Raw genomic sequence first — 23,818 nt, 5'->3', positions numbered from 1 at the left:
ATAAGCGCCTTTTTTATTCATGTCTTGCTGATGCGACTTAGTTTAACGCCGGTTTAAACTCTATCAGCAGATTATTGTCTTTAAACAGCTGCAGCTTACTACCATTCACTTCTGCCCGATCAGCTGCCTGCAAAGACGTCGTGAACTGTTGTTCAAGTTTGCTGCTTTCGCTGCAATATTTCTGAGTGCTGGCAAGCCCTGCAACATTCAGGCGATTCGCCTGTTGCTTGTAGCTGCCATTAAAGCTGTTGCAACCAGCAAACCCGTAGATCCGGTCCTGGCTGTCAAAAAGCATTCGGACATTAAGGTGTTGCGGCAGATAGCGGCCGGAAAGTTTTTCAGCCCGCCAGACAATTCCGTGGATTCGGCCTGGTGTAAAAGTATCGGGGCAGCCGGCATCAGGCCAGAACTGCTCGAACTTTTCGATCAGTAGCTGGGTTTCACCCTGCGTATTGGCCTGTTTACGGCCAACCAGAGTGGCAATGATGGCATTATTACGAAAACGCTCATCCTGCTGATAATGGCGCATCATCGGTAAGTGATGCTGAGTGTTGGCAACCGGCAGTGTTTCGCCGGACTGACAAGGGGTAAAAGTAGCCTGATTATTTTTCAGCAAATACAGGCCCAGCATGGGCTGCCTGCTATCAAGTTTAATAAAATCAGGCGCACGCTTGAGCTGATAGTTCAGTGCTGAGCTAATCGGTTTGCCGGCCAAATCCAACATGGCTAACTGATTATTATTGGAGAAGTAAAAGGCTGGCAGCGTATGTTGCTGGTTAACCAGATGCAGGTTACGTTGCTCCAGCAACCAGATACCTTTAATAATATTAATTTCACCGCGTTCCAGATATTCCTGGCGGACTTCAAAGCGACCATCGCGGTATAAATTCAGGTGATACTGAATACCCGGGCAGTCAGCACAGGGCAGGGTACCGGTAAAACTGACATCATTGTCGATAAAGATCTGTTCAAAATTAGTAGCGATCGCTTCCGTCGTCTCACTGTCAGGCACACTGTCGTCCTGAATATCCGGTGCTTGCGGCACCGGTGGCTGGACTGGCTTGCTGTCACTGACTTTCTCTGGCGTAATATGCTCAGGTGCCGGTAGCTGACTACAACCTGCTAACATTAGCGCCACCAGTATTAAGGACTTTCTCATCTGTATACCCTGACTCTATTTTGGCGCATTATAACGTAAAGCCGCACCATTTATACTGTCAATTTCAACCGCTCAGGCTTTAAATACTGCAGCATTAGACGGGCCGTAGCAGCAGGGTTTTCCTGCATAAAACAGTGCCCGCCCCGGGTGACGATGCTCTGCACCATCGGGTTACGGCGTTGCCATTTTTTTATGGCTTTGCTGATAAAGGGATAAGTATTGTCGCCATAAATTATCAGGGTAGGTGGGCTTGGCTGGCTTAATTGCTGCCAGAGTTGCCGGGGATAAGAGCTGAAAATTTCCGCTTCGCGTTCCGGCTGACATTTCAGACTGATACCCTGCTCAGAGCTTGTCAGGGCATACTCAATATAGGCTGCCAGGGCTTCAGGCTGCCAGTTTTTAAACAGGCCGCGGCTGTTAAGATACTGAGTGGCGCTACGTTTATCAGGCCAGTGCTGGCGTCGGCGCATTGCGGCTCTGGCCATTGGATTTTTATGGTACAGCCCCAGCTTATCTAACGAGCGCATCAGCATCAGCATAGACGGCGTAAACAGCACCGGGTCAAGCAAGATAGTCTGGTTAAAGGGACTGTGCATTTTACTGTTAATTAACGCAGTCAGTACGCCGCCAAAACTATGGCCAACGCCAATAACCGGTTGGCCGTCAAACAGGTATTGGTGGGCTTGCCAGGCGGCTTGTGCCAGGTCGGCACTGGTATTCCAGCCTAAAAATGGTCCGCCATGATCGCTGTCACCATGGCCCTGAGCATCTGACAGAAAAAAATCAAAATGATCGGTTAAATGCTGCAGTAACGGCCAATAGGTGCGACTGCAAAAACCATTGCCATGCAATACGTGTAATACCGGTTTACCTCTGGGTTCAGTATAAAAGCCGCGTAACGTAAAACCATACTCAGTAAGGTAGTGCCAGGGGATTAAATCCACAACTAAATTCCATTCACCAAAGCTGACGGCGGGCCGCCATGTTTTAATCTGCCAGGCAACAGCCTTAGCGGGTACCAAAGAGTTTATCGCCGGCATCACCCAGACCAGGTAAGATATAGCCCTGGTCATTTAAACCGCGGTCAATGGCCGCAGTATAAAGTTCGATATCCGGGTGTGTCTGTTGAAGGGCGGCGATGCCTTCCGGGGCCGCCACCAGCACCAGGGCTTTAATTCGCTGACAACCCTGTTCTTTTAGTAAATTTATAGTGGCAATCATTGAGCCACCGGTTGCCAGCATCGGATCGACCACCAGTGCCAGCCGCTGATCTAAATCTGCTGCCAGCTTATGGAAGTAGGGTACCGGCTGCAACGTGGTCTCATCACGATAAATCCCCACTACACTGATCCTGGCACTGGGTAATAAATCCAGTACGCCATCGAGCATACCCAAGCCAGCTCTTAAAATGGGTACAATCGTAACTTTTTTACCCTGGATCTGTTCAATCTGACACTCGCCATGCCAGGTGTCGATAGTCGTGGTCTCAGTGACCAGATCCCTGGTGGCCTCATAAGTTAATAAACTACCCAGTTCACCGGCCAGTTGGCGGAATTGTTTGGTGCTGATATCAGCTGCGCGTAGCAAGCCGATTTTATGTTGAACCAGTGGGTGTTTAACTTCGGTAACAAGCATCAGCAGTTCCCCATGCGTTTTAATTGTTGATAATCTGTCAGCTTAAGCCGGTTTACCCTGGACATAATAGCTGACTTGCGCTCTGGGGTTCAGATATTCTCTGACCCGTTCCGGCAGACTGGCAATCGTCAGCACCTTACTGATACTCAGATCATCACTATCCAGACTGATAACCGGTGCTTCCAGCCGTGGGACATCAGGTTGGTAAATCATTACGTTCGGTTGCAGCAAACTATCGCTGTTAACCGACATAACCATAGCAATTCGCTGATCACTTAACATTACCACAGTACCTGGCGGATATACCCCCATCATTTTAATCATGACCCGCATTGTCTTATCGTCCAGCTTGTTTTTCATGCTGCGGTAAAGATACGCCAGAGCATGATGAGGGGAACGTGCTTTGGCAGGATCAACCGGATGACACAGATTATCGAATTCATTGACGACGGCAACAACATGAGCAAGTTTATTAATTTGCTCTTTACGCAGTCCCTTCGGGTAACCGCTGCCATCCAGATATTCATGATGCTGTTCTATTATAGGCCAGGCTTCAAGCGGAAAGTTTTCTGCAAGGCCAATCAGATCTGTGCCATATTTCGTGTGTAATTTTAATAAATTATGTTCGGGGGCAGTTAACGGCGTCGTTTTGCGTAATATCTGGCTGGGTATTTTAAGTTTTCCAATGTCATGAAACAGCGCACCCAGGCCGGCAATTTTGATTTCGTCAGCTGAAAAACCAAGATTACGGGCCAGCATCATGCTGACAACAGAGACATTAAGAACGTGATAATAAAGGCTTTCCTGGTCTTTGTTGCCAGCGGAAATTAAATGCAGGATCAGGCTTTCTGCATTAACAATAGTGTCCGCTAACTGGCCAATCAACTGAGCGGCTTCACTAACCGCATTCAGGGGCCTGCTGCCAACCTGTTTCATCAGATCGCGCACCTGTACCAGCGAATGGTTAAAGGCCTTCTCTGTTTTCTGGATGTCGCGCCGGTGCGCTTTGGCTTGTTCGATCCGATGCATTTTTTCATGCAGCATTCTGGCCTGCGCTTCAGACATTTTACTGTTAAATTCAACTTCCTCGTCTTTGGAAAGTTCGGTAATGTGGTCCGTTATTTGTTTACTCTTCTCCGGATAAAAATAGACATAATCCAGACCAAGACTTTTAATAATATGAATTTGCTGCTGATTCTCAATCAGCATATTGTTGGACAGAAACGGATGCTTCATCCAGCCACTGGGCAGTTTAATGGCATAACCTAATTTAATCTGTTCAGGTTTAATTTTCAGGGCGGGCAAAAGTGACTCCCGGTTCACAGCACAGGTCAGTTTTGCATAGTTTATGTAAGGATAAGCTCAGGCGCCAGCGTTAAAGCAGGAAAGCGCAGATAAGCCGGCGTTTTCCTGCTTTATATCAGTTTCAGAAATTCACGGTGTAACGCAGTGTCCATAACGTGCCGATCCAGTCATGAACAGAACTGGCATAGCCGTTAGTTGGCGAGGATGCATAAGGTGGTTTTTCATCCGTCAGGTTACGCACAGTCAGTAAAAGCCGCTGATTCGCTGTTAGCTCGTAGCCAACACTGCCACTGAACACCAGCCAGGCATCGACCGTTTCATTACCACCAAATTTGAAATCGCCGTCTCCCAGTTCACTGATATAGTGCGCTGACAGGCTGGCACTCCAGTTATCTCTGCTCCAGTCTGTGCCAAAGTCGGCAACGAAATCTGGCCGGGCAATCTCATTGGCGCCACTTAATTTACCCAGTAAGTCCTCCGTGCCACTTTCGGGGTTAACCTGGCGTTCGTAAGAAAAGGTTCTGGTGCCGGTTGCGTAAAATTTAAAAGTGCCCAGACGGTCAGTGTTTAACTGATAATTCAGTTTTATGTCAACACCATCAGTTTCCTGGCGGCCCACATTGAAAAAGCCTGTTCTGAGAAACACTAAATCACCACCGGCATCCAGAACGCAGCCAAACTCACCATTAAGCGCCGTTATGCTGGTTGTTGTCGGTGCCGTCCCGGCAATACAAGCCTTAAGCGTGGTGTTGGCATCAACATCAACTATGTCAGTGTGCTCGTAGCGCCAGTAATCTGCGGTAATCTGCAGGTTATCAGTGAGGTTCCAGGACACCCCAGCATTAATAGCTTCTGAGTTTTCGGCGTTAAGCCCCCGGTTGCCCAGTGTCTCCTGATCAAGCTCTAATTCACCAGCGGTTGCACCAAAATCACCACACAGTGCATCAAACGGCTGGCCTGAGCCGCAATTAATATAGGCTGAGCTTAATGATTCGCCAGCACCTAATTGCGACAGGGACGGAGCCCTGAAGCCGGTACTCCATGAGGCGCGAACGATAACATCATCTGTTGCCCGGTATCGCAGTGATAATTTCGGGTTGGCGTCACCACCAAAATCGCTGTAATGGTCGTAGCGTAAAGCTGCAATCATATCCAAATCGTCGGTAAGAGGAAGATTAAATTCGCCGTAGGCTGCATACTGGCTGCGATCTGCTGCTGCGTCGCTGGCACCCAGTGCGAACACCCCTCCCTCCTGAGCCACCTGGGCAGGACGGTCAAAAATATCTTCACTTCTGAACTCACCGCCGAATACCGCACTGATATTGCCGGCAGGTAATTCAATGGCTAAATCACCAGCAATATTAAAGTCAACTGAGTAAACCTCAGACTCTCCGACCCGCGGTGCAAGTTCACGCACCGCAGCAATGGCGCTGGCACTGTTGTCCCGCCCAAGGTTAAACGGATTGAATGTTCCAGCGGCAATAGCGGCATTAACTTTGTCGATACCCATATAACCCTGCACATGGGTAATTTCGTTATCGGTTTTGCCATAAGTCGCTGCGGTCTCCCACGACCACATGCCCAGTTCACCACGTAAGCCCGCTAATACCCGGTAGCTGGTCGTATCATAATCCTGCACCCGGGTTTCAGGAAAACGTGAGCGCACCCTGATTGGATTAGCCTGGCCATCGGCCGCGTTAATTTCACGAGCCCACTGTGGCACTAGTGGTGAATTTCCGGCTACTCTTACATCAAACGCTGCAGCAGCGTCATAAGCTGAGCCGGTGTTATTTTGCAGCATCGCTTCAGCAAAAAACTCGTTGCCACCAGATAGACGGTAATGATGATGCAAGGTTGCACCAATCGTGGTTGTATCAGGCTGAATGGCCCGCTCAATAACGTAGTCATAACGACAGCGGGTGCCGCCGTTGCTGACATTATCACCACACCATGGCTCAGCATAATCGACACCGTCAATCGTCACCCGGGTGCTGGACTTCAGGGTGACTTCGATTGGCCGGTCACTGTTAAATAAGGCGTTGCGATCAAAATAATCGACAACCAGGGTGGTGTTGCTATTTTCGGCACTAAAACCACCAACATAAGTCAGGTTAGTGCGACCAAAGTTACTGCTCTTTGTATCGTCGCCATAGGATATTGATACTTCGTGGCCCTCAACATCCTTTCGCAGAATAAAATTGATAACCCCGGCAATTGCATCAGAGCCATATACGGATGACGCGCCATCGGTTAACACTTCGACCCGTTCCAGTGCTGACATGGGGATAGCATTAACGTTAACAAAAGAATCAAAGCCATTGGTAAACGAATCGACCGCGACCCGGCGGCCATTTACCAATACCAGGGTGGAACTGCTGCCAAGACCGCGCAGACTGACGCCGGACGATCCGGCTGGTGCACCATCGGCACCACCCACGCCACCATTTTCGGTGAAGGTCCCTGCACTGGAGGCCTGTGGCAGGTCACGCAGAAAAGCACCTACGCTGTCATAACCGCGTTTAGTCATGTCTTCACGACTGAAGATCTGAATGGGATTCGCGCCTTCCAAATCCACGCCTTTTAAGCGTGAACCGGTGATCTGAATTTTTTCTATCTTCTGCTCGGCAGTAGCGGTTTCCTGCGCCAGCACCTGCTGGCCGGTTGCTGCCATAATAACCGCTGCACTTAGGGTGGATAGCGTCATTTTAGTTTTTGAATACATACACATTCCTCTGGATTACAGGCGTCGCCGTTAACGGCAATCTGATTAAAAAAGGGAAAAGTGCGTCAAAACAGAGACAGGGAAATACACCCCGCAGACGATTTAACGGCAGCACTATGCTGGTATTAATTTAAATTCATCACGGGAAAGCCTCTGCCTGACGCAGAGGGAGAACTAATTATTGAACCATTCAGACAGGTAGAACGGAGAGCAATAGTAACAGTGATTGCGTGCGCATTTTTGCATCAGGCTGCTCTCCGGTTGATTAAAGTGATGTCAAAGTTCGCTCAGTGTCCAGATAATGTCAAGCGATTTTTTCAGCCCGCCGTGTTCAACGAAAATAGTACAGATAAATTAATTGCTTAGATAAAACTTAATTACGATATCAGACCAGTGCGGCAGTTCAGACTTGACATACTCCAGATTCAAACGTACATTTCAAACACCTGTTTAAATTTTGGCGATAAGCATGGTCGCAAAGCAAAATACCCAGCAAAAAATTCTGGATGCAGCACAAAGTCTGTTTGCTGAAACCGGTTTCAATGATACGTCGTTGCGGCAGATCACCAGTGTCGCTGAAGTAAATCTCGCGGCAGTGAACTATCATTTTGGTTCTAAAAAAGAATTAATTCAGGCAGTACTGCAACGTTACCTGCGGGTGTTGATGGTCCGGTTAGATCAGGAATTCAACCGTTTACTGGCGGCACAGCAGCCTAATAACCTGACTCAGGTGCTGGCCGTATTTGTTAAACCCTTACTTGAACTTAATTCGGTTCACCACAACGGTACCCGGATTTTTTTGCAGCTACTGGGGCGCGGCTATACTGATGTTCAGGGGCATTTGCGTTGGTTTATTAATCATCATTATGGTCGGGTACTGGATAAATTTGTGTTACTGGTACAGCAGTCCTGTCCACAATTACCGGCCAGCGAGCTGTTCTGGCGCTTACATTTTTCGTTAGGCACTGTGGTTTTCACTATGGCCTCAAATGAGGCGCTTGCTGAAATTGCCGAAGCAGATTTTAGCGAAGAAGTTGACATTGAAGGAGTCATTCAACGCCTGCTGCCATACCTGGCGGCGGGTATCGCCGCACCCGTGTTTAGTTGTTCACATCCTCAGCAGCAGTTGCGCTCAGGTACTTAAAGGAAAGCGTTATGGAAATATTGTTAATTTTGGTTTTGGCTGTGGTAGTGGTCCTTGGCGTCACCGATATCCGGCGCAGCCTGATCAGTAAACCGGTATTTGCGGTATTTAAAAAAATCTTACCGCCATTGTCTGACACCGAGCGTGAAGCAATGGAGGCCGGTGATGTCTGGTGGGATGGTGAGCTGTTTAAAGGTAAACCAGACTGGCAAAAGCTGCATAGTATTCCTAAAGCCGAGTTGTCAGAAGACGAACAGGCTTTTATGGATAATCAGGTTGAAACTCTGCTGGCAATGCTGGATGACTATAAAATCGTGCAGGAAGACCGGGATTTACCCGAGGCGGTGTGGAATTACATCAAAAGCGAAGGCTTTTTTGCGATGATAATTCCTAAAGCCTACGGTGGCCGCGAGTTTTCGGCGATTGCCAACTCGACAATAGTCTCGCGTATTGCTACCCGCAGTTTAACCGCAGCTGTGACTATCATGGTACCTAACTCGTTGGGACCGGGCGAATTACTGATGCACTATGGTACACAGCAGCAAAAAGACTTCTGGTTACCGGACCTTGCTAACGGTACTCATGTGCCATGTTTTGCGCTGACTGGCCCAGAGGCAGGCTCTGATGCCGGTGGGATCCCTGACACTGGTATCATCTGTAAAGGTGAGTATGAAGGCAAGCAAGTGCTTGGTATCAGGCTTAACTGGGATAAACGTTATATTACCCTGGCGCCGGTCGCGACGGTGCTCGGTCTGGCCTTTAAACTGTATGATCCGGACAAATTATTAGGTGATAAAACAGAGCTGGGCATTACCTGTGCCCTGATCCCGACCCAGCACCCGGGGGTCCAGATCGGCGATCGCCATTTCCCGATGAATATGGCGTTTATGAATGGTACTACTTACGGGAAAGATGTATTTATTCCGATTGACTGGATTATTGGTGGTCCGGACTACGCCGGACGTGGCTGGCGGATGCTGGTGGAGTGTTTATCTGCAGGGCGGGGCATTTCGTTACCTGCTCTGGCAACGGCGACCGGTCATCTGGCAACCCGGATGACCAGTGCTTATGGCTATGTCCGTCAGCAGTTTGGTATGTCGATAGGTAAGTTTGAAGGGGTGCAGGAGGGAATGGCAAGAATAGGTGCCTTTACTTACACTCTGGAAGCGATGCGGGTCATGACCGCCGGTGCTATCGATTTAAAACTCAGTCCGTCTGTGGTGACGGCTATCGCTAAATACCATATGACAGAAATGTCGCGTACGTTACTTAATGATGCGTTTGACATTCATGCAGGTAAAGCGATTCAGTGCGGGCCGATGAATTACCTGGCGCATGGTTACATGGGGATCCCGATTTCTATCACTGTGGAGGGAGCCAATATTCTGACCCGCAACCTGATGATATTCGGTCAGGGCGCGACGCGTTGCCATCCCTATGTTCTGAAAGAGCTGGAAGCGGCAGCTAATCCTGATGCCGAAGAGGGCCTGAAGCAGTTTGATAAATTGCTACTGAATCATGTTGGTTTTGCTATTGGCAATACCTTTGCAGCGTTGTGGCAGGGGTTGACAGCAGGCGCCTTTAACAGCACCCCTGTTGCCGGAGAAACTGCGCGTTATTATAAACAGTTAAGCCGGATGAGCCGGGCGCTGGCATTGTCTGCTGATGTGTCGATGCTGATGTTAGGTGGTGACTTAAAACGTAAAGAGATGATATCTGCCCGGCTGGGTGATGTGTTAAGCCAGCTGTATATCGCCTCAGCAGTGTTAAAGTTCTATGAAGATAACGGACGTCAGCAGGCTGATCTGCCTTTCGTGCATTACAGCATTCAGCGCTCATTATATGAAATTGGCAAAGCGTTCGATGGTTTCCTGGCGAACTTCCCTAACCGCATTGTAGCGCGGATTATCCGGACTCTGGTATTTCCGTTTGGTATCGGCTACAAAATGCCCGATGACAATATCGCCATCGCAATTTGTACTGCTCTGTCGAAACCGGGCGTGATCCGGGATCGTTTAACGCATCTTTGCTTTATCGGCCAGGGTGAAGATGATGCCACCGGCCTGATGGAGTCGGCCTTTGTCGCGATGCATAATGCGCAGCCGCTGCTGAAGAAAATTTATCAGGCGCAGCGTGATGGTAAGGTTGCTCGTAAACTGCCGATGGCTGAAACCATCGAGCAGGCGTTAGCGCAGCAGGTGATAAATAGCGCTGAAGCGGCGCAGTTGACAGAAATGAACCGGTTACGCTTTAAATCTATTTCGGTCGACAGTTTTAAACCCGGTGTATTGTCTGAAATAGCAATCGGCAAACGGGGTAAAGCGGTAGCATAATGACAGTGTGCTGCTAAAAACAAAAAACCGGCGTCGCTGACGCCGGTTTTTTTATGTTTTTGCCGGTACCGGAATAGCTTATTGCTGGCCGCGGCTGATAATTTCCTGCGCCATGACATCAGCGATCTCGCTGGTCGGTTTGTTTTCCTCATCAGCACGCTGGAAGATATTCAGTAACGTCTGATAAATCTGGTTAACTTTAGCCGTAGACTCAGCGGCGTTATAGCCTTGTGGCCGCATTTCGCAGGCAACATTTATAATGCCACCGGCATTAATGACATAGTCCGGTGCATATAAAATACCACGCTGGCGTAGCATTTCACCGTGACGTGCCTGTTTTAACTGATTATTGGCACAACCTGCCACGACCTGGGCTTTTAACAGACCAATGGTTTCATCGTTCAGGGTGGCACCCAGGGCACAGGGGGCATAAATATCAGCATCGACCTCGTAAATGCCGTGCAGACCTACCGCTGTCGCGCCAAACTGGGTGACCGCCCGATCTACTGCTGCCTGATTAATATCAGTCACAATAAGTTTGGCGCCTTCTTTGTGTAAATGCTCACACAGGTAAAAACCAACACTACCGAGGCCCTGTACCGCGACGGTTTTACCGCTCAGGTCGGCAGAGCCAAATTTATGCATCGCAGCCGCTTTAATACCCTGATAAGTGCCAAGCGCAGTAAACGGGCCCGGATTTCCACTTTTACCTTCTAAACCTGCTACAAAAGGCGTGACCTTATGCACCTGCATAATGTCGCCGGTAGTAATATTCACGTCTTCTGCGCTGTAATAGCTACCACCCAGCCGGTGCAACATGCGGCCAAATGCCTGAAACAGCGCTTCTGATTTGATGGTTTTTGCATCACCAATAATCACTGATTTGCCGCCACCTAATGGCAGACCTGCCATGGCGTTTTTGTAAGTCATACCGCGGGATAAGCGTAACACGTCAGCAATCGCCTCTTCATCAGAAGCATAATTCCATAAGCGGCAGCCACCGACAGCCGGCCCCAGCCGGGTGCTGTGAACGGCAATAATTGCCCGCAAACCGGTTTCCTGGTCACTGCAAAACACGACCTGCTCGTGGTTATCGAATTCAGGATGATTAAATACTGCCACGTCTGATTCTCCCTCGGGTTTAATCTGGCTGTTAATGAGTGACCCTGCGCCACTTTTTTGCGCCGCGGAATGTAACATTTCAACCGCGGTTACGCTACGGTTGCCGTAAAATAATGGCTGGTCAGATGAGCTATTTGCGGCCAATTTACTGCACTGCTTGATTGTGATGGCCGTCTCCCTTAAAGTACGCGAATAAGCATGTTAATTTTTAATTGGAAGCGGATAAAATGAGTGAGCAGTTAACTCAGGAACAGCAGGCTATTGCAGAGCAACAGCGGGTTGAGTGGGTAAGAAATCAGTATCAGGTAGCAAACCAGTATCTGGCTGGCAAAGGGATAATTCCTGATAACGTCGCCGTCACTGAAAGCCGTTATTTACCGCCTTTAGTCGCACTGTGGAAACTGAACACCAAAGATAAAAAATCGTTCTGGGTCATCAGCGGAGATTTGCCGACCGATCATATGCCATTTTCAGCAGCCGCCACCGCCCGTGACGCAATACGCTCGTTTTCATTAAACTGGCAGTTAAAAGCCGAGCAAATTATCAGTGGTAATACTGTTGATAAAACTCAACATGAATTTGCCAACTTACTGGTGGCCCGGGCGCAGGGCTTGTATGAATTATTTGCCGACGACAGCATATGGCAGGCATAAAATAGTCGTTATTCTGTAACGAACGGCATACAAAATAACAAAAAACCGCAGTGATTGCGGTTTTTTTATTGCGTTTGGCTGGCTGCTCTGGCCGGGGGGCTGCGCCGCAAGTTACTCAGTAAAATGCCAGTAGCCAAGATTGATTAAATGTACCAGTAATCCCAAGCGCTCTGGTAATTCAAGAAAATGACGACATTGTTGATCGTCAAGCGTCCGGTGCTCGGTCAGCAGCTTAGCCGTCATAAGCTCGTTAGCGGGTAGCAAATACTGTTCACCATTAATAAATAATGCGATATCAGCACCAGGGCCGGCCTGGTGGTAGCAACACCGTAAACCACCGGTCAGGGTCAGTTCTGAACCTTCTTCCAGATATTCGGTAATTTCATCGCTCTGATAATGAGGATCGGGTTCCTGTAAATCCAGTTCGTGTTTGGCCCTGCTGATATACTGACCAAACCACAACGGCAGGCTTTGTTCATCACTGACCAGCTGTTGCAACAGTTGTTTAACCTGGGCCAAATCAGCGCTGGCCAGCTCGCCGATATTCTGAGACATCGGGCGTTCGGGGTCGGTAAAACGTTTGCCGGTAATGTCGTTATCAATCAGATAATCTGCCAGGCCGGTCAGCAAATCTTTCTGAGCTGGCGCGCGAAACCCAACAGAGTAATTCAAGCTGTTCTCAAGCGAAATACCCTCGTGCGGACAGCCGGGGGGAATATACAGAATATCGCCGGGTTCCATCACCACATCGATACAGGCCTGAAAAGGGCTGACCTGCAATAATCTGGGATGAGGGCAGAATTGCCTCAGTGACGGATCGGGCATGCCAACCCGCCAATGCCGTTTGCCCTGACCCTGGATAATAAACACATCGTACTGATCAAGATGCGGACCGACGCCACCGCCCGGAGTGGAAAAACTGACCATCAGATCATCTATCCGCCAGTTGGGTATAAACCGGAACGGGTCCAGCAATTTTGCTGCGTCGGCATGCCAGTGATCCACGGCCTGCACCAGAATGGTCCAGTCACGTTCACCAAAGCGGCTGAAATCGCTGACCGGGTCGGTTTCAAGTTGCCAGTCACCATTAGCACAGTGTACTACTCTGGATTCAACTTCATCTTCCAGCGCCAGTCCAGCCAGCTCATCCGCTGACAGAGGATCGGCAAAATCGTTAAAACCCTGCCGAATTAACAAGGGTTTTTTTTGCCAGAACTCGGCTAAAAACCGCTCAGGGCTTAGCTCAGCAAAATTCAGTTTGTACATAAAGCTTTCCCAATTAAAAAGGCATTGCGGCGGGCAATGCCTGTTATGTTATCAAAACACGCCAACGCTCAGGTCAGTTTGTCTACCAGTGCCACGGCATCACCAATGTAATTGGCCGGCGTCAGCTGTTTTAACTCGGTCTTTACGGTATCGGGTAATGCCAGCGTATCAATAAAACGGGCTAAATCAGCCTGGTTTATCCGTTTGCCGCGGGTCAGCTCTTTTAATTTTTCATAAGGTTTTTCAATGCCGTACTTACGCATCACGGTCTGAACCGGCTCGGCCAGTAATTCCCAGTTAGCATCTAATTCGGCAGCCAGGGCAGGGATATTAACTTCCAGTTTACTGATCCCTTTTAATGTTGCCTGATAGGCGATCAGGGTATAACCAAAGCCCATACCCAGATTGCGCAGTACGGTAGAGTCAGTTAAATCACGTTGCCAGCGGGAAACAGGGAGTTTCGCCGATAAATGGTTAAATAAGGCATTAGCGATACCCAGGTTTCCTTCCGAATTTTCAAAATCTATCGGGTTAACCTTATGCGGCATGGTAGAGGAGCCAATTTCACCGGCGACGGTTTTTTGCTTGAAGTGACCCAACGCAATATAACCCCAGATATCACGATCAAAGTCGAGCAAAATGGTGTTAAACCGCGCAATGGCATCAAATAATTCAGCAATATAATCGTGAGGTTCAATCTGAGTGGTATAGGGGTTAAAACTTAAACCCAGGCTGGTCACAAACTGTTCGGCAAACTGATGCCAGTCAAGATCCGGATAGGCCGATAAATGGGCATTATAATTACCGACGGCACCATTGATTTTGCCCATGATATCAACCGCAGCAATCTGATCGCGCTGACGTTTTAAGCGGGCATACACATTGGCCATTTCCTTGCCCATGGTCGTCGGTGAAGCCGGCTGACCATGGGTGCGAGCCATCATGGCCACTGTTTTATGTTCGATCGCCAGATCTTTAATTGCGCTTAACAGTGCATCACATTGTGGCAGCAACACTTCGCTGCGCGCCTGACTTAACATTAAACCGTGTGACAGATTATTAATATCTTCAGACGTACAGGCAAAATGGATAAACTCGCTGATCGCATTCAGCTCGCTGTTAGCCGCCACTTTTTCTTTGAGCAGATATTCCACTGCTTTTACATCATGATTAGTAGTACGCTCGATGTCTTTTACCCGCTGAGCATCTGCCAGACTGAAGTTATCGACGATATCATCAAGGTGTTTAACAGCAGTCGCAGACAGGGCCGGCACTTCGGTAATTGCTGCTGTCGCTGCAAGTTGCTGCAACCAACGTACTTCAACAGTAACCCGGTATTTAATCAGACCAAATTCACTGAAATACGGGCGTAGCTCAACTGTCTTGCTACCATAGCGGCCGTCAACCGGGGATATGGCGGTAAGGGCATTAAGTTCCATGAAAACTCCTGAAGTTTAAGATGTGGTTTGTGCCAGCAGCTCTCTGGCAGCAGCAACCAGTTTACGACGTTGAAAAATAAAATGCAGCCGGCTACCGCCGGCCTGACGCCACAGTACCGCCGCCCGCACTGCTGCCAGTAACAGGCCCCGCACTTTTTGCTGAACCGAGGTTTGTTTAAGTACATCGGGCTGACCATATACCTGAATACGGCTGCCGAGGCTGCTGATGCATTCACTGTATATATCAGCGAGGCGGCCGACAATAGTGTCATCAGTAACGGCAAAGTGCTGCAGCTGACGCTCCAGCTGCGCAAGCTGTTTGCCAAGCTCAGCCATATTGGCCCGGTTTTTATGCAGCTTTCTTTCCAGTGCCAGTACGCCCACCAGATAACGGGTAAACTCAACATCTTTGTTACCGCTGTCACCCAACTGGCTGATAATAGTCTCTAAGCCACCGCGCAGGTTGTTTATATCACCACCATATATAGCCAGGGGCGACTCAGGATTCAGATTAGCAATGCTGGCCAGCGTTGTCTGATAACGTTGTGGGTCCAGTTTGTTATGCCGCGCCAGACTTTGCAGTAAACTGACAGCCTGGCTAAGACCGGCCAGTGCAATAATTTGAGTAGTTAGAGACGATTGCATAATTATTTAATTGCCTTGTCGATAATGCCGCCGCCCAGACAGACGTCATCAAGATAAAAGACCGCAGACTGGCCCGGGGTAACGGCCTTTTGCGGCTGATCGAATACTACATTAACCTGGCCATTCGCCAGCGGGGTCAGCGTACAGCTGATATCAGTCTGCCTGTAGCGGGTTTTCACGGTACAGCGGAGGGCTTGTTGCGGCCCTTGCCGATCAACCCAGTCTAACTGACTGGCGGTAAGGCCGCTTGACTGCAATGCCGGATGGTCATGGCCCTGGCCAACCAGTAAACGGTTTAGCTGCAAATCTTTGCCGACCACATACCAGGGATCGTCACTGCCATCACGCAGACCACCAATTTTTAATCCTTTGCGCTGGCCCAGGGTGTGGTACATCAGACCGTCGTGCCGGCCCAGCAACTGGCCATCGTCAATGTTGACAATGTCACCGGGTTGGGCAGGCAGATATTGCTGTAAAAAATCTTTAAATTTACGCTCACCAATAAAACAGATACCGGTTGAGTCTTTTTTATCGTGGGTGACTAAGCCCTGTTGCTCAGCGATAGCCCGCACCGCCGGTTTTTCCAGCTCGCCTACCGGGAACAGCGTCTGGCTGATATGTTGCTCGCCAAGGGTATAGAGAAAATAACTTTGATCTTTATTGGTGTCTAAACCCCTAAGCAGCTGCCAGTGGTTGTTGTGGTATCTGCGCCGGACATAATGACCGGTTGCAATGTAGTCGGCACCCAGCGCTTCGGCGGCAAATTCGAGAAAGGCTTTAAATTTTATTTCTTTATTACACATGATGTCCGGATTGGGCGTGCGGCCAGCCCGGTATTCCGCCAGAAAATACTCAAAGACATTGTCCCAGTATTCAGCAGCAAAATTAACTTTATGTAATACGATCCCGAGTTTGTCGCAGACCTGTTGTGCATCCTGCATATCTTGCGCTGCAGCACAGTATTCGTCATTGTCGTCTTCTTCCCAGTTTTTCATAAACAGGCCTTCAACCTGATAACCCTGCTGGATTAACAAATAAGCCGATACGGACGAATCTACGCCGCCAGACATGCCGACGATGACTTTTTTACTGCTGTTAGCTGACATTGCACCACACTGGTTGTGATAAAAATAAAGGCGCGGAGTATAGCACTAATTTAACCGGTTAAAAATCGTTATCGCCAGCGTGGCCGCAGGTTATGTGCCAGTGTCGCTGTTTAGCCCGGCGCAGCTACAAATCAATGACGCGATATTCGCCCGGTTGCAACTGACCCAGTTGCCAGTGGCCAATCTGGCTGCGGATGAGGCGCAAGGTGGCGAAGCCGACAGCGGCAGTCATTCGCCTGACCTGACGGTTGCGACCTTCGGTTATCGTCAGACTAAGCCAGCTGGTTGGAATATTCGCCCGGTAACGCACCGGCGGTGTCCGAGGCCACAGTGGTGGCTCTGAGATCCGCATGGCCTCGGCGGGCAGGGTGAGGCCATCTTTTAACTGCACCCCCTGACGTAACTGAACCAGAGCGTCATCGGTAATCTCTCCTTCTACCTGGACCCAATAGGTTTTCGGTGCTTTGTGCTTAGGGTCGCTAAGCCGATGCTGTGTCTGGCCGCAGTTCGTCAGTAGCAGCAGGCCTTCACTGTCGCGGTCGAGTCTGCCTGCCGGGTACACTTGTTTTAGTGGAATAAAGTCTGCCAGAGTCGAACGTGCCGGTATGCTGTTGTCAGTAAACTGACTGAGCACATCGTAAGGTTTATTGAACAAGACCAATAAAGGAATATCGACCTTGGTCCTATTGTTTTTTTTCTGATTTGGCTTATGTTGCCTTTGGCGTGACGGCGCTGGCTGTTTCAAAGCAAATTCCTGTTTGGCTGTTGACGTTGCCGCATTATCGCAACGCCGGTGGGCACGGGGGCGCCTGTTTTAATCCGCTGGATACTGATATACTTACGACCGTTGTTTTTGCTGCGTTTTAAACAATAATTACCGTTTTACAGTGTTAGCGCGGCACTTCCCACCGGGCCCGCGGGCTACCGTGGACATTCCGCGATTACAATACAGGAACTAACATGTCGAAAGAAAGTGCAACAATCATTTATACCATTACTGATGAAGCGCCCGCGCTGGCCACTCATTCTTTGCTGCCTGTCATCCAGGCATTTTCTTCAGCTGCCGGTATTGCTGTTGAAACCCGCGATATTTCGTTATCAGGCCGCATTATTGCCAGCTTTCCGGATTTTTTAAAGCCTGAGCAGCGAATTAATGACGCGCTGGCAGAATTAGGTGAAATGGCCAAAACGCCTGAAGCCAATATTATCAAATTGCCTAACATCAGCGCTTCAGTACCACAGTTAAAAGCGGCTATCAAAGAATTGCAAAGCCAGGGCTATGCATTACCGGATTACCCGGCAGAGCCAAAAACGGAGCAGGAACGTGACGTAAAAGCGCGTTACGACAAAATAAAAGGCAGTGCGGTAAACCCGGTATTGCGTGAAGGTAACTCAGATCGGCGCGCTCCGGCCTCTGTTAAACAATATGCGAAGAAAAACCCGCATAGTATGGGTGCCTGGCAGTCAACGTCTGCTTCGCATGTCGCACATATGAGCAGCGGTGATTTTTATGGCTCTGAGCAGTCAACAACACTGTCAGCTGCTGATACCCTGCGGATTGAACTGCATCAGGCTGATGGTAAGGTCAGTGTGTTGAAAGATAAAGTCGCAGTGCAGGCAGAGGAAGTGATCGATGCTGCGACCATGAGTGCCAAAGCACTGCGTGATTTTTTTGCAGCTGAAATTGCTGACGCCAAAGCGAAAGATGTTCTGTTTTCGCTGCATCTGAAAGCAACCATGATGAAAGTATCTGATCCCATTATGTTTGGTCATGCGGTGAAGGTGTTTTACAAAGAGATTTTCAGTAAGTATGCCGCTGAGTTTGCTGAGGTAGGGGTCGACGTGACGAATGGTCTGGGCGATGTTTACGCGAAAATCACCAGCCTGCCTGAAGCCAAGCAACAGGAAATTAAAGATGCCATTGCTGCGCTTTACGCTGAAAAACCTGAGATGGCAATGGTTAACTCAGATAAAGGTATCACCAACTTACATGTGCCGAGTGATGTGATTATTGATGCCTCGATGCCAGCGATGATCCGCAGCTCAGGTCAGATGTGGGGGCCGGATGGTCAGTTAAAAGATACCAAAGCTGTCATTCCAGATCGCTGCTACGCCGGTGTATATCAGGAAACTATCAATTTCTGTAAAGAAAACGGCGCCTTCGATCCCCGTACGATGGGCTCAGTGCCTAATGTCGGTCTGATGGCCCAAAAAGCCGAAGAATATGGCTCACACGACAAAACATTCGAAATTGCTGCCGCCGGAACTGTTAAGGTGATTAATAGTAAGGGCGAGGTATTATTCAGTCATCAGGTTGAGCAGGGTGATATCTGGCGGATGTGTCAGGTAAAAGATGCACCTATCCGGGATTGGGTTAAACTGGCGGTAAACCGCTCGCGGCTAAGCGGCACCCCGGCAGTATTCTGGCTGGACAGCAAGCGGGCACATGACGCTGAGCTGATTAAAAAAGTACAACAGTATTTAAAAGATCACGATACCGGTGGCCTGGATATTCAGATCATGGCGCCGGTAGAAGCAACCCGGCATACCCTGGCACGGATTAAACAAGGGCTGGATACCATCTCTGTCACCGGCAACGTATTACGTGATTACTTAACCGATTTGTTCCCGATTTTAGAGTTAGGTACCAGTGCCAAAATGTTATCTGTGGTGCCTCTGATGAATGGTGGTGGTTTGTTTGAAACTGGCGCAGGCGGTTCAGCGCCTAAACATGTCGAGCAGTTTACTGAAGAAAACCATTTACGTTGGGATTCGCTGGGCGAATTTCTGGCGTTGGCAGCGTCGCTTGAGCATTTATCCCAGGTTACCGGTAATAGTGCTGCCAAAGTACTGGCTGACAGTCTGGATAAAGCGACGGCAACTTTCCTTGATAACGATAAATCACCGCGGCGTAAAGCGGGTGAGCTCGATAACCGTGGCAGCCACTTCTATTTAGCGCTGTACTGGGCGCAGGAGCTGGCGAATCAAACTACTGATACGGCACTGGCTGCGCGTTTTAAAACGCTGTCAGAGACCATGCAGGCTAATGAGCAGCAGATTTTAGCTGAACTTAATGGTGTGCAGGGCAAGCCGGTTGATATCGGTGGTTATTACCGGCCGGATGACAAGCTGGTTAGCGACGCTATGCGTCCAAGCGCTACGTTGAACCGGACTTTACAGGCGTTGTAGGCCGGTTTCCGTTATCTGGTCAATACCGATAGCGGTAAATAAAAAAAGCAGGCTTAATGCCTGCTTTTTTATTAGTAGATGCCGATGCCAGGTCGGTACAACGATGGAGAGGTTATTCTTCGCCGGGGAGCTTAATATTAACAGCATGCAGCCCTTTAGGGCCTTCTGACAAATCGAACACCACATCCTGGCCTGCTTTTAGCGTGCGGTAGCCATCCATGCTAATGGTAGAATAATGCGCGAAGATATCTTCATCACGGCCATCTTCACGAATAAACCCAAATCCTTTGGCATTATTGAACCATTTTACTTTACCGGTAGCCATACTACTTACTTCCTTCTCTAAGTTAGCTATATTCTGTATTGTAGAGTGTACTTGAAGGGGACAAGTGCAGCCCCAACATCTAATGTAGATAATTTAAGCAAACAGTCAAGCTATTTGCAAAAATAGTGCGATTTGTTTACTAATTTTTAATAAGGGCGCCTTTGCTGGTTGGCGCAGGCATGGCTATAGTTTATGAGCGGTAAGCAAAATTTAGAGACAAAACATGACGACCTGGCAGAGCTGACCCGGCAAAAGGTTACTCCGCCACCAATGTATAAGGTTATTTTGCACAACGACGACTACACTCCTATGGACTTTGTGATAGATGTGCTGACCCGTTTTTTTAATATGCAGTATGAAAGAGCCAGTGAAATAATGTTGAAAGTACATTACGAGGGCAGTGCAGTATGTGGCATTTTTACTGCTGAAATTGCAGAAACTAAGGTGCAGCAGGTGCTGCAGTATGCAAAAGAGCATCAGCACCCGCTGCTTTGTACAATGGAGCGCGCTTAGGTATGTCTTGGCATGGTCTGGCAGTGGTTCTCAGGGGTATTGGGAGTAAGCTATGTTAAATAAAGATCTGGAACTGACGTTGAACTTAGCGTTCCGGTTTGCGCGTGAACGACGCCATGAATATATGACGGTTGAACATTTGCTGCTGGCATTACTGGATAACCCGGCGGCCGGTGATGCCCTGAAGTCATGTGGTGCTAACATTGAAAAGCTGCGGCTGGAACTGGCCAGTTTTATAGATTCCACCACGCCGGTATTACCTGATGGTGACGCCGAGCGTGACACGCAACCGACTCTGGGGTTTCAGCGCGTGCTGCAACGGGCGGTGTTTCATGTGCAGTCATCCGGTAAATCGGAGGTGACCGGCGCCAATGTGCTGGTTGCAATTTTCAGTGAGCAGGAATCGCAGGCCGTCTATCTGCTGAAAAAAATTGATATAACCCGGCTGGATGTGGTTAATTTTATATCCCACGGCGTCACTAAAACTGAAAAACTTGAGCAGCATGATGACAGCCCGCAAGAAGAGCTGACGGATACCATTGCGGAAGAAAGTAAGTATCTGGAAAACTTTACCAGTAACCTGAATCTGCAGGCTAAAAATGGCCAGATAGATCCATTGATTGGCCGGGACAGCGAAGTGGAAAGGGCGGTGCAGGTTCTTTGCCGGCGTAAGAAAAATAACCCGCTGCTGGTGGGAGAGGCCGGCGTCGGTAAAACTGCCATCGCCGAGGGGCTGGCATATCGTATTGTCCAGCAACAGGTACCTGAAGTGATTGCCAATGCCACGATTTACGCGCTGGACATGGGGGCGTTACTGGCCGGGACCAAGTATCGGGGTGATTTTGAGAAGCGGTTAAAATCTTTGTTAAAAGAGCTGGAGAAAGAGAAAGACTCCATTTTATTTATTGACGAAATTCATACGGTAATAGGTGCGGGTGCAGCATCTGGTGGCGTTATGGATGCGTCTAATCTGATTAAACCCTTACTATCAAGTGGTCGCCTGCGCTGTATGGGGTCAACAACCTATCAGGAATTTAAAAGTATTTTTGAAAAAGATACCGCGTTGGTACGGCGTTTTCAGAAAATTGATGTGACTGAACCCAGTGTTGAAGACACCACCCGGATTTTACTGGGGTTAAAAGAGCGCTATGAACAACATCACAATGTGCGGTACACCCAGAAGGCTATCCGGGCTGCTGCTGAACTGTCTGCTAAATACATTAATGAACGGCACTTGCCGGACAAAGCTATTGATGTGATTGATGAAGCAGGGGCCAGTCAGCGTTTGTTGCCAGCCTCTAAACGTAAAAAAGTGATTAATGTCGCAGAAATCGAGCATGTTATTGCGAAGATGGCCCGTATTCCGGAAAAATCGGTATCGGCGTCAGATAAAGATGTGCTGGCGAATTTGGACAGGAATCTGAAGCTGGTGGTATTTGGTCAGGATGAGCCAATAGAAGCATTGACAGCGGCTATTCGCTTATCGCGCTCTGGTCTGGGTAATGAAGAAAAACCGATAGGCAGCTTCCTGTTTGCCGGTCCCACCGGGGTCGGTAAAACTGAAGTGACCAAACAACTGGCCAAAGTAATGGGCGTGGAATTACTGCGCTTTGATATGTCTGAATATATGGAACGACATGCGGTCAGCCGCTTAATTGGTGCCCCGCCAGGTTATGTTGGCTTTGAGCAGGGCGGTTTACTGACCGATGCAGTCTCAAAGCATCCTTACTCTGTGGTGTTACTTGATGAGATAGAGAAAGCCCACAGCGATGTTTACAACATTTTGCTGCAGGTGATGGATCACGGTACCTTAACCGATAATAATGGCCGCAAGGTAGATTTCAGAAATGTGGTACTGGTGATGACAACTAATGCCGGTGTGCAGGAAACCGTACGTAAATCAATTGGCTTTAAACAGCAGGATCACAGCCATGATGCGTTAAGTGAAATAAACCGGACCTTTAGTCCGGAATTTCGTAACCGGTTGGATGGCATTATCTGGTTTAAACATCTGGCCGAAGACATTATTCTGCAAATTGTTGACAAATTTATCTGTGACTTACAGGTGCAGCTGGATAAAAAACAGGTGTCAATGGAACTGACAGCAGACGCCAGGCAATGGCTGGCTGACAAAGGTTACGATCAGGCCATGGGAGCACGACCAATGGCCAGGGTGATCCAGGAGCAGCTGAAAAAGCCCCTTGCCAATGAGATTTTATTTGGCCGTCTGTTGCATGGTGGCGATGTTAAAGTCAGCCTGAAAAACGATGCGCTGTTTTTCGATTATCAGACCGAGCAGGATCTGGCATTAATGGATTAATCCTGGTGCTGTGATCGTCACTAAAGCAAAGCTAAACAAAAAACCCGGCACTGACCGGGCTTTTTGTTATTACAGCTTAATTAACGCTGACGGAATACGATACGGCCTTTACTCAAATCGTAAGGCGTTAATTCAACGGTAACTTTATCGCCTGTCAGGATGCGGATATAGTTTTTACGCATCTTACCGGAAATGTGAGCGATAACCACATGACCATTTTCCAGTTCAACTTTGAACATGGTATTTGGCAATGTATCCAGGATGGTACCTTGCATTTCAATTACGTCTTCTTTCGCCATTCAGCGCACTCGCCTCTATAAATTGGGGTCAACCTTCAAAAAACTGCGCAGATTGTGCCGAAATCACAGCAATAAGTAAAGCAACAAGCGCTTTTTTAGCCAAAAGAGTGCCATTGTCCCTGAATAAACCGCTGTTGTGGCATAAATTCAGCCTTGTAGGCCATTTTCTGGCAGCCTTCGACCCGATATCCTAAATAGACAAAACTTTTACTATTTTGCCTGGCGTGTTGCAGCAAATAAATGATTGCCAGTTTACCCGGCGACAAATGCTGATACTGCTCGGCAAAAAAGGTATAGACCGCCGAAAAGCTGTCGGCCAGTTCATCAATAATACTGACGCTGACTAATTGCTGCTGACAGGTAATCTCAAGGTAACGCACCGGCAACCAACTGCAGTTTAGCATACTGCTTAACTGCGCTTCGGTTGCCGGATACATCACACCGTCTTGATGTTTAAATGAGATGTACTGAGCAAACAAAGCAAAATATTCGTCCGGTCTTGGCTTACTAACCAGCCGGTAGGTCAGGCCCGCCCGCTTAGCTTTATTCAGCAGGCGGCGCTGACTGGCCGAGGCCTGCCAATGCTGTGGGTCAACTCGTACTGACTGGCAGGCACGGCAGGTCGGGCAATGCGGTGTATAGC

General features: G+C 48.7%; 20 protein-coding genes. 6 read left to right on the top strand and 14 right to left on the bottom strand.

Annotated elements, in window-relative coordinates:
- Positions 1-37 precede the first annotated feature (37 nt).
- The 5 genes from R3177_RS02900 to R3177_RS02880 all read right to left on the bottom strand — a co-directional run bounded on the left by R3177_RS02900 (position 38) and on the right by R3177_RS02880 (position 6,821).
- Positions 38-1,159, bottom strand: coding sequence for an META domain-containing protein (locus R3177_RS02900; RefSeq protein ID WP_318969536.1), 1,122 nt, complete (start codon positions 1,157-1,159; stop codon positions 38-40).
- A 50-nt stretch (positions 1,160-1,209) separates the two neighbouring features.
- Positions 1,210-2,103: an alpha/beta hydrolase gene (locus tag R3177_RS02895; RefSeq protein WP_318969535.1), complete on the bottom strand. Its 894-nt coding sequence runs from the start codon at positions 2,101-2,103 to the stop codon at positions 1,210-1,212.
- Between the two features lie 64 nt (positions 2,104-2,167).
- Positions 2,168-2,794: a uracil phosphoribosyltransferase gene (gene upp, locus R3177_RS02890; RefSeq protein WP_318969534.1), complete on the bottom strand. Its 627-nt coding sequence runs from the start codon at positions 2,792-2,794 to the stop codon at positions 2,168-2,170.
- Positions 2,795-2,836: 42 nt separating this feature from the next.
- On the bottom strand, positions 2,837-4,099 hold the full coding sequence (locus tag R3177_RS02885) for an HD-GYP domain-containing protein (protein ID WP_318969533.1): 1,263 nt from the start codon (positions 4,097-4,099) through the stop codon (positions 2,837-2,839).
- Positions 4,100-4,220: 121 nt separating this feature from the next.
- Positions 4,221-6,821 (bottom strand): TonB-dependent receptor, encoded by a 2,601-nt coding sequence (locus R3177_RS02880; RefSeq protein WP_318969532.1) that lies wholly within the window; start codon positions 6,819-6,821, stop codon positions 4,221-4,223.
- 469 nt (positions 6,822-7,290) lie between these two features.
- On the opposite strand from R3177_RS02880, the gene R3177_RS02875 reads away from it, so the two are divergent.
- Both R3177_RS02875 and R3177_RS02870 read left to right on the top strand, forming a co-directional pair.
- Positions 7,291-7,965 carry a TetR/AcrR family transcriptional regulator gene (locus R3177_RS02875; RefSeq protein WP_318969531.1) on the top strand — a complete coding sequence of 225 codons (675 nt, stop codon included), beginning with the start codon at positions 7,291-7,293 and terminating at the stop codon, positions 7,963-7,965.
- 11 nt (positions 7,966-7,976) lie between these two features.
- The gene (locus tag R3177_RS02870) at positions 7,977-10,298 is read left to right on the top strand and encodes an acyl-CoA dehydrogenase (RefSeq protein WP_318969530.1); all 2,322 of its coding nucleotides are present in this window, start codon (positions 7,977-7,979) and stop codon (positions 10,296-10,298) included.
- A 78-nt stretch (positions 10,299-10,376) separates the two neighbouring features.
- Here the strand turns inward: R3177_RS02870 and R3177_RS02865 are convergent, their stop codons facing one another.
- Complete coding sequence (locus R3177_RS02865; protein ID WP_318969529.1) at positions 10,377-11,498, bottom strand: amino acid dehydrogenase; 1,122 nt, start codon at positions 11,496-11,498, stop codon at positions 10,377-10,379.
- Positions 11,499-11,647: 149 nt separating this feature from the next.
- Here R3177_RS02865 and R3177_RS02860 point away from each other — a divergent pair, with 149 nt between their 5' ends.
- Positions 11,648-12,073: a DUF4826 family protein gene (locus R3177_RS02860; protein WP_318969528.1), complete on the top strand. Its 426-nt coding sequence runs from the start codon at positions 11,648-11,650 to the stop codon at positions 12,071-12,073.
- Between the two features lie 111 nt (positions 12,074-12,184).
- Here the strand turns inward: R3177_RS02860 and R3177_RS02855 are convergent, their stop codons facing one another.
- The 5 genes from R3177_RS02855 to R3177_RS02835 all read right to left on the bottom strand — a co-directional run bounded on the left by R3177_RS02855 (position 12,185) and on the right by R3177_RS02835 (position 17,199).
- Positions 12,185-13,339 carry a cupin domain-containing protein gene (locus R3177_RS02855; protein WP_318969527.1) on the bottom strand — a complete coding sequence of 385 codons (1,155 nt, stop codon included), beginning with the start codon at positions 13,337-13,339 and terminating at the stop codon, positions 12,185-12,187.
- 68 nt (positions 13,340-13,407) lie between these two features.
- The gene (purB, locus tag R3177_RS02850) at positions 13,408-14,778 is read right to left on the bottom strand and encodes an adenylosuccinate lyase (RefSeq protein WP_318969526.1); all 1,371 of its coding nucleotides are present in this window, start codon (positions 14,776-14,778) and stop codon (positions 13,408-13,410) included.
- Positions 14,779-14,793: 15 nt separating this feature from the next.
- Positions 14,794-15,423: a high frequency lysogenization protein HflD gene (gene hflD, locus R3177_RS02845; RefSeq protein WP_318969525.1), complete on the bottom strand. Its 630-nt coding sequence runs from the start codon at positions 15,421-15,423 to the stop codon at positions 14,794-14,796.
- 2 nt (positions 15,424-15,425) lie between these two features.
- A complete protein-coding gene (gene mnmA, locus R3177_RS02840) occupies positions 15,426-16,529 on the bottom strand; it encodes a tRNA 2-thiouridine(34) synthase MnmA (RefSeq protein ID WP_318969524.1) in 1,104 nt (367 codons plus the stop codon).
- Between the two features lie 124 nt (positions 16,530-16,653).
- Positions 16,654-17,199, bottom strand: a complete 546-nt coding sequence (locus R3177_RS02835; protein ID WP_318969547.1) for a pseudouridine synthase — start codon at positions 17,197-17,199, stop codon at positions 16,654-16,656.
- A gap of 290 nt (positions 17,200-17,489) precedes the next feature.
- On the opposite strand from R3177_RS02835, the gene R3177_RS02830 reads away from it, so the two are divergent.
- Positions 17,490-19,718 carry an NADP-dependent isocitrate dehydrogenase gene (locus R3177_RS02830; RefSeq protein WP_318969523.1) on the top strand — a complete coding sequence of 743 codons (2,229 nt, stop codon included), beginning with the start codon at positions 17,490-17,492 and terminating at the stop codon, positions 19,716-19,718.
- Between the two features lie 112 nt (positions 19,719-19,830).
- Here R3177_RS02830 and cspD read toward each other — a convergent pair whose 3' ends face one another.
- Entirely contained in the window at positions 19,831-20,043 is a 213-nt protein-coding gene (cspD, locus tag R3177_RS02825; RefSeq protein WP_019676583.1) for a cold shock domain-containing protein CspD, read from the bottom strand.
- Positions 20,044-20,235: 192 nt separating this feature from the next.
- Here cspD and clpS point away from each other — a divergent pair, with 192 nt between their 5' ends.
- Entirely contained in the window at positions 20,236-20,556 is a 321-nt protein-coding gene (gene clpS, locus R3177_RS02820; RefSeq protein WP_318969522.1) for an ATP-dependent Clp protease adapter ClpS, read from the top strand.
- A gap of 52 nt (positions 20,557-20,608) precedes the next feature.
- The gene (gene clpA / locus R3177_RS02815; RefSeq protein ID WP_318969521.1) at positions 20,609-22,876 is read left to right on the top strand and encodes an ATP-dependent Clp protease ATP-binding subunit ClpA; all 2,268 of its coding nucleotides are present in this window, start codon (positions 20,609-20,611) and stop codon (positions 22,874-22,876) included.
- Positions 22,877-22,956: 80 nt separating this feature from the next.
- Here the strand turns inward: clpA and infA are convergent, their stop codons facing one another.
- Both infA and R3177_RS02805 read right to left on the bottom strand, forming a co-directional pair.
- Positions 22,957-23,175: a translation initiation factor IF-1 gene (infA, locus tag R3177_RS02810; RefSeq protein ID WP_019676586.1), complete on the bottom strand. Its 219-nt coding sequence runs from the start codon at positions 23,173-23,175 to the stop codon at positions 22,957-22,959.
- A gap of 95 nt (positions 23,176-23,270) precedes the next feature.
- The coding region (locus tag R3177_RS02805; RefSeq protein ID WP_318969520.1) for a GNAT family N-acetyltransferase at positions 23,271-23,818 on the bottom strand (548 nt) is incomplete at its 5' end.

It is taken from the genome of Arsukibacterium sp., from assembly GCF_033722355.1.
GTDB lineage: Bacteria > Pseudomonadota > Gammaproteobacteria > Enterobacterales > Alteromonadaceae > Alishewanella.
The sequence above is the reverse complement of the archived record's forward strand: the minus strand, read 5'-3'. Positions and strand labels throughout refer to the sequence as shown.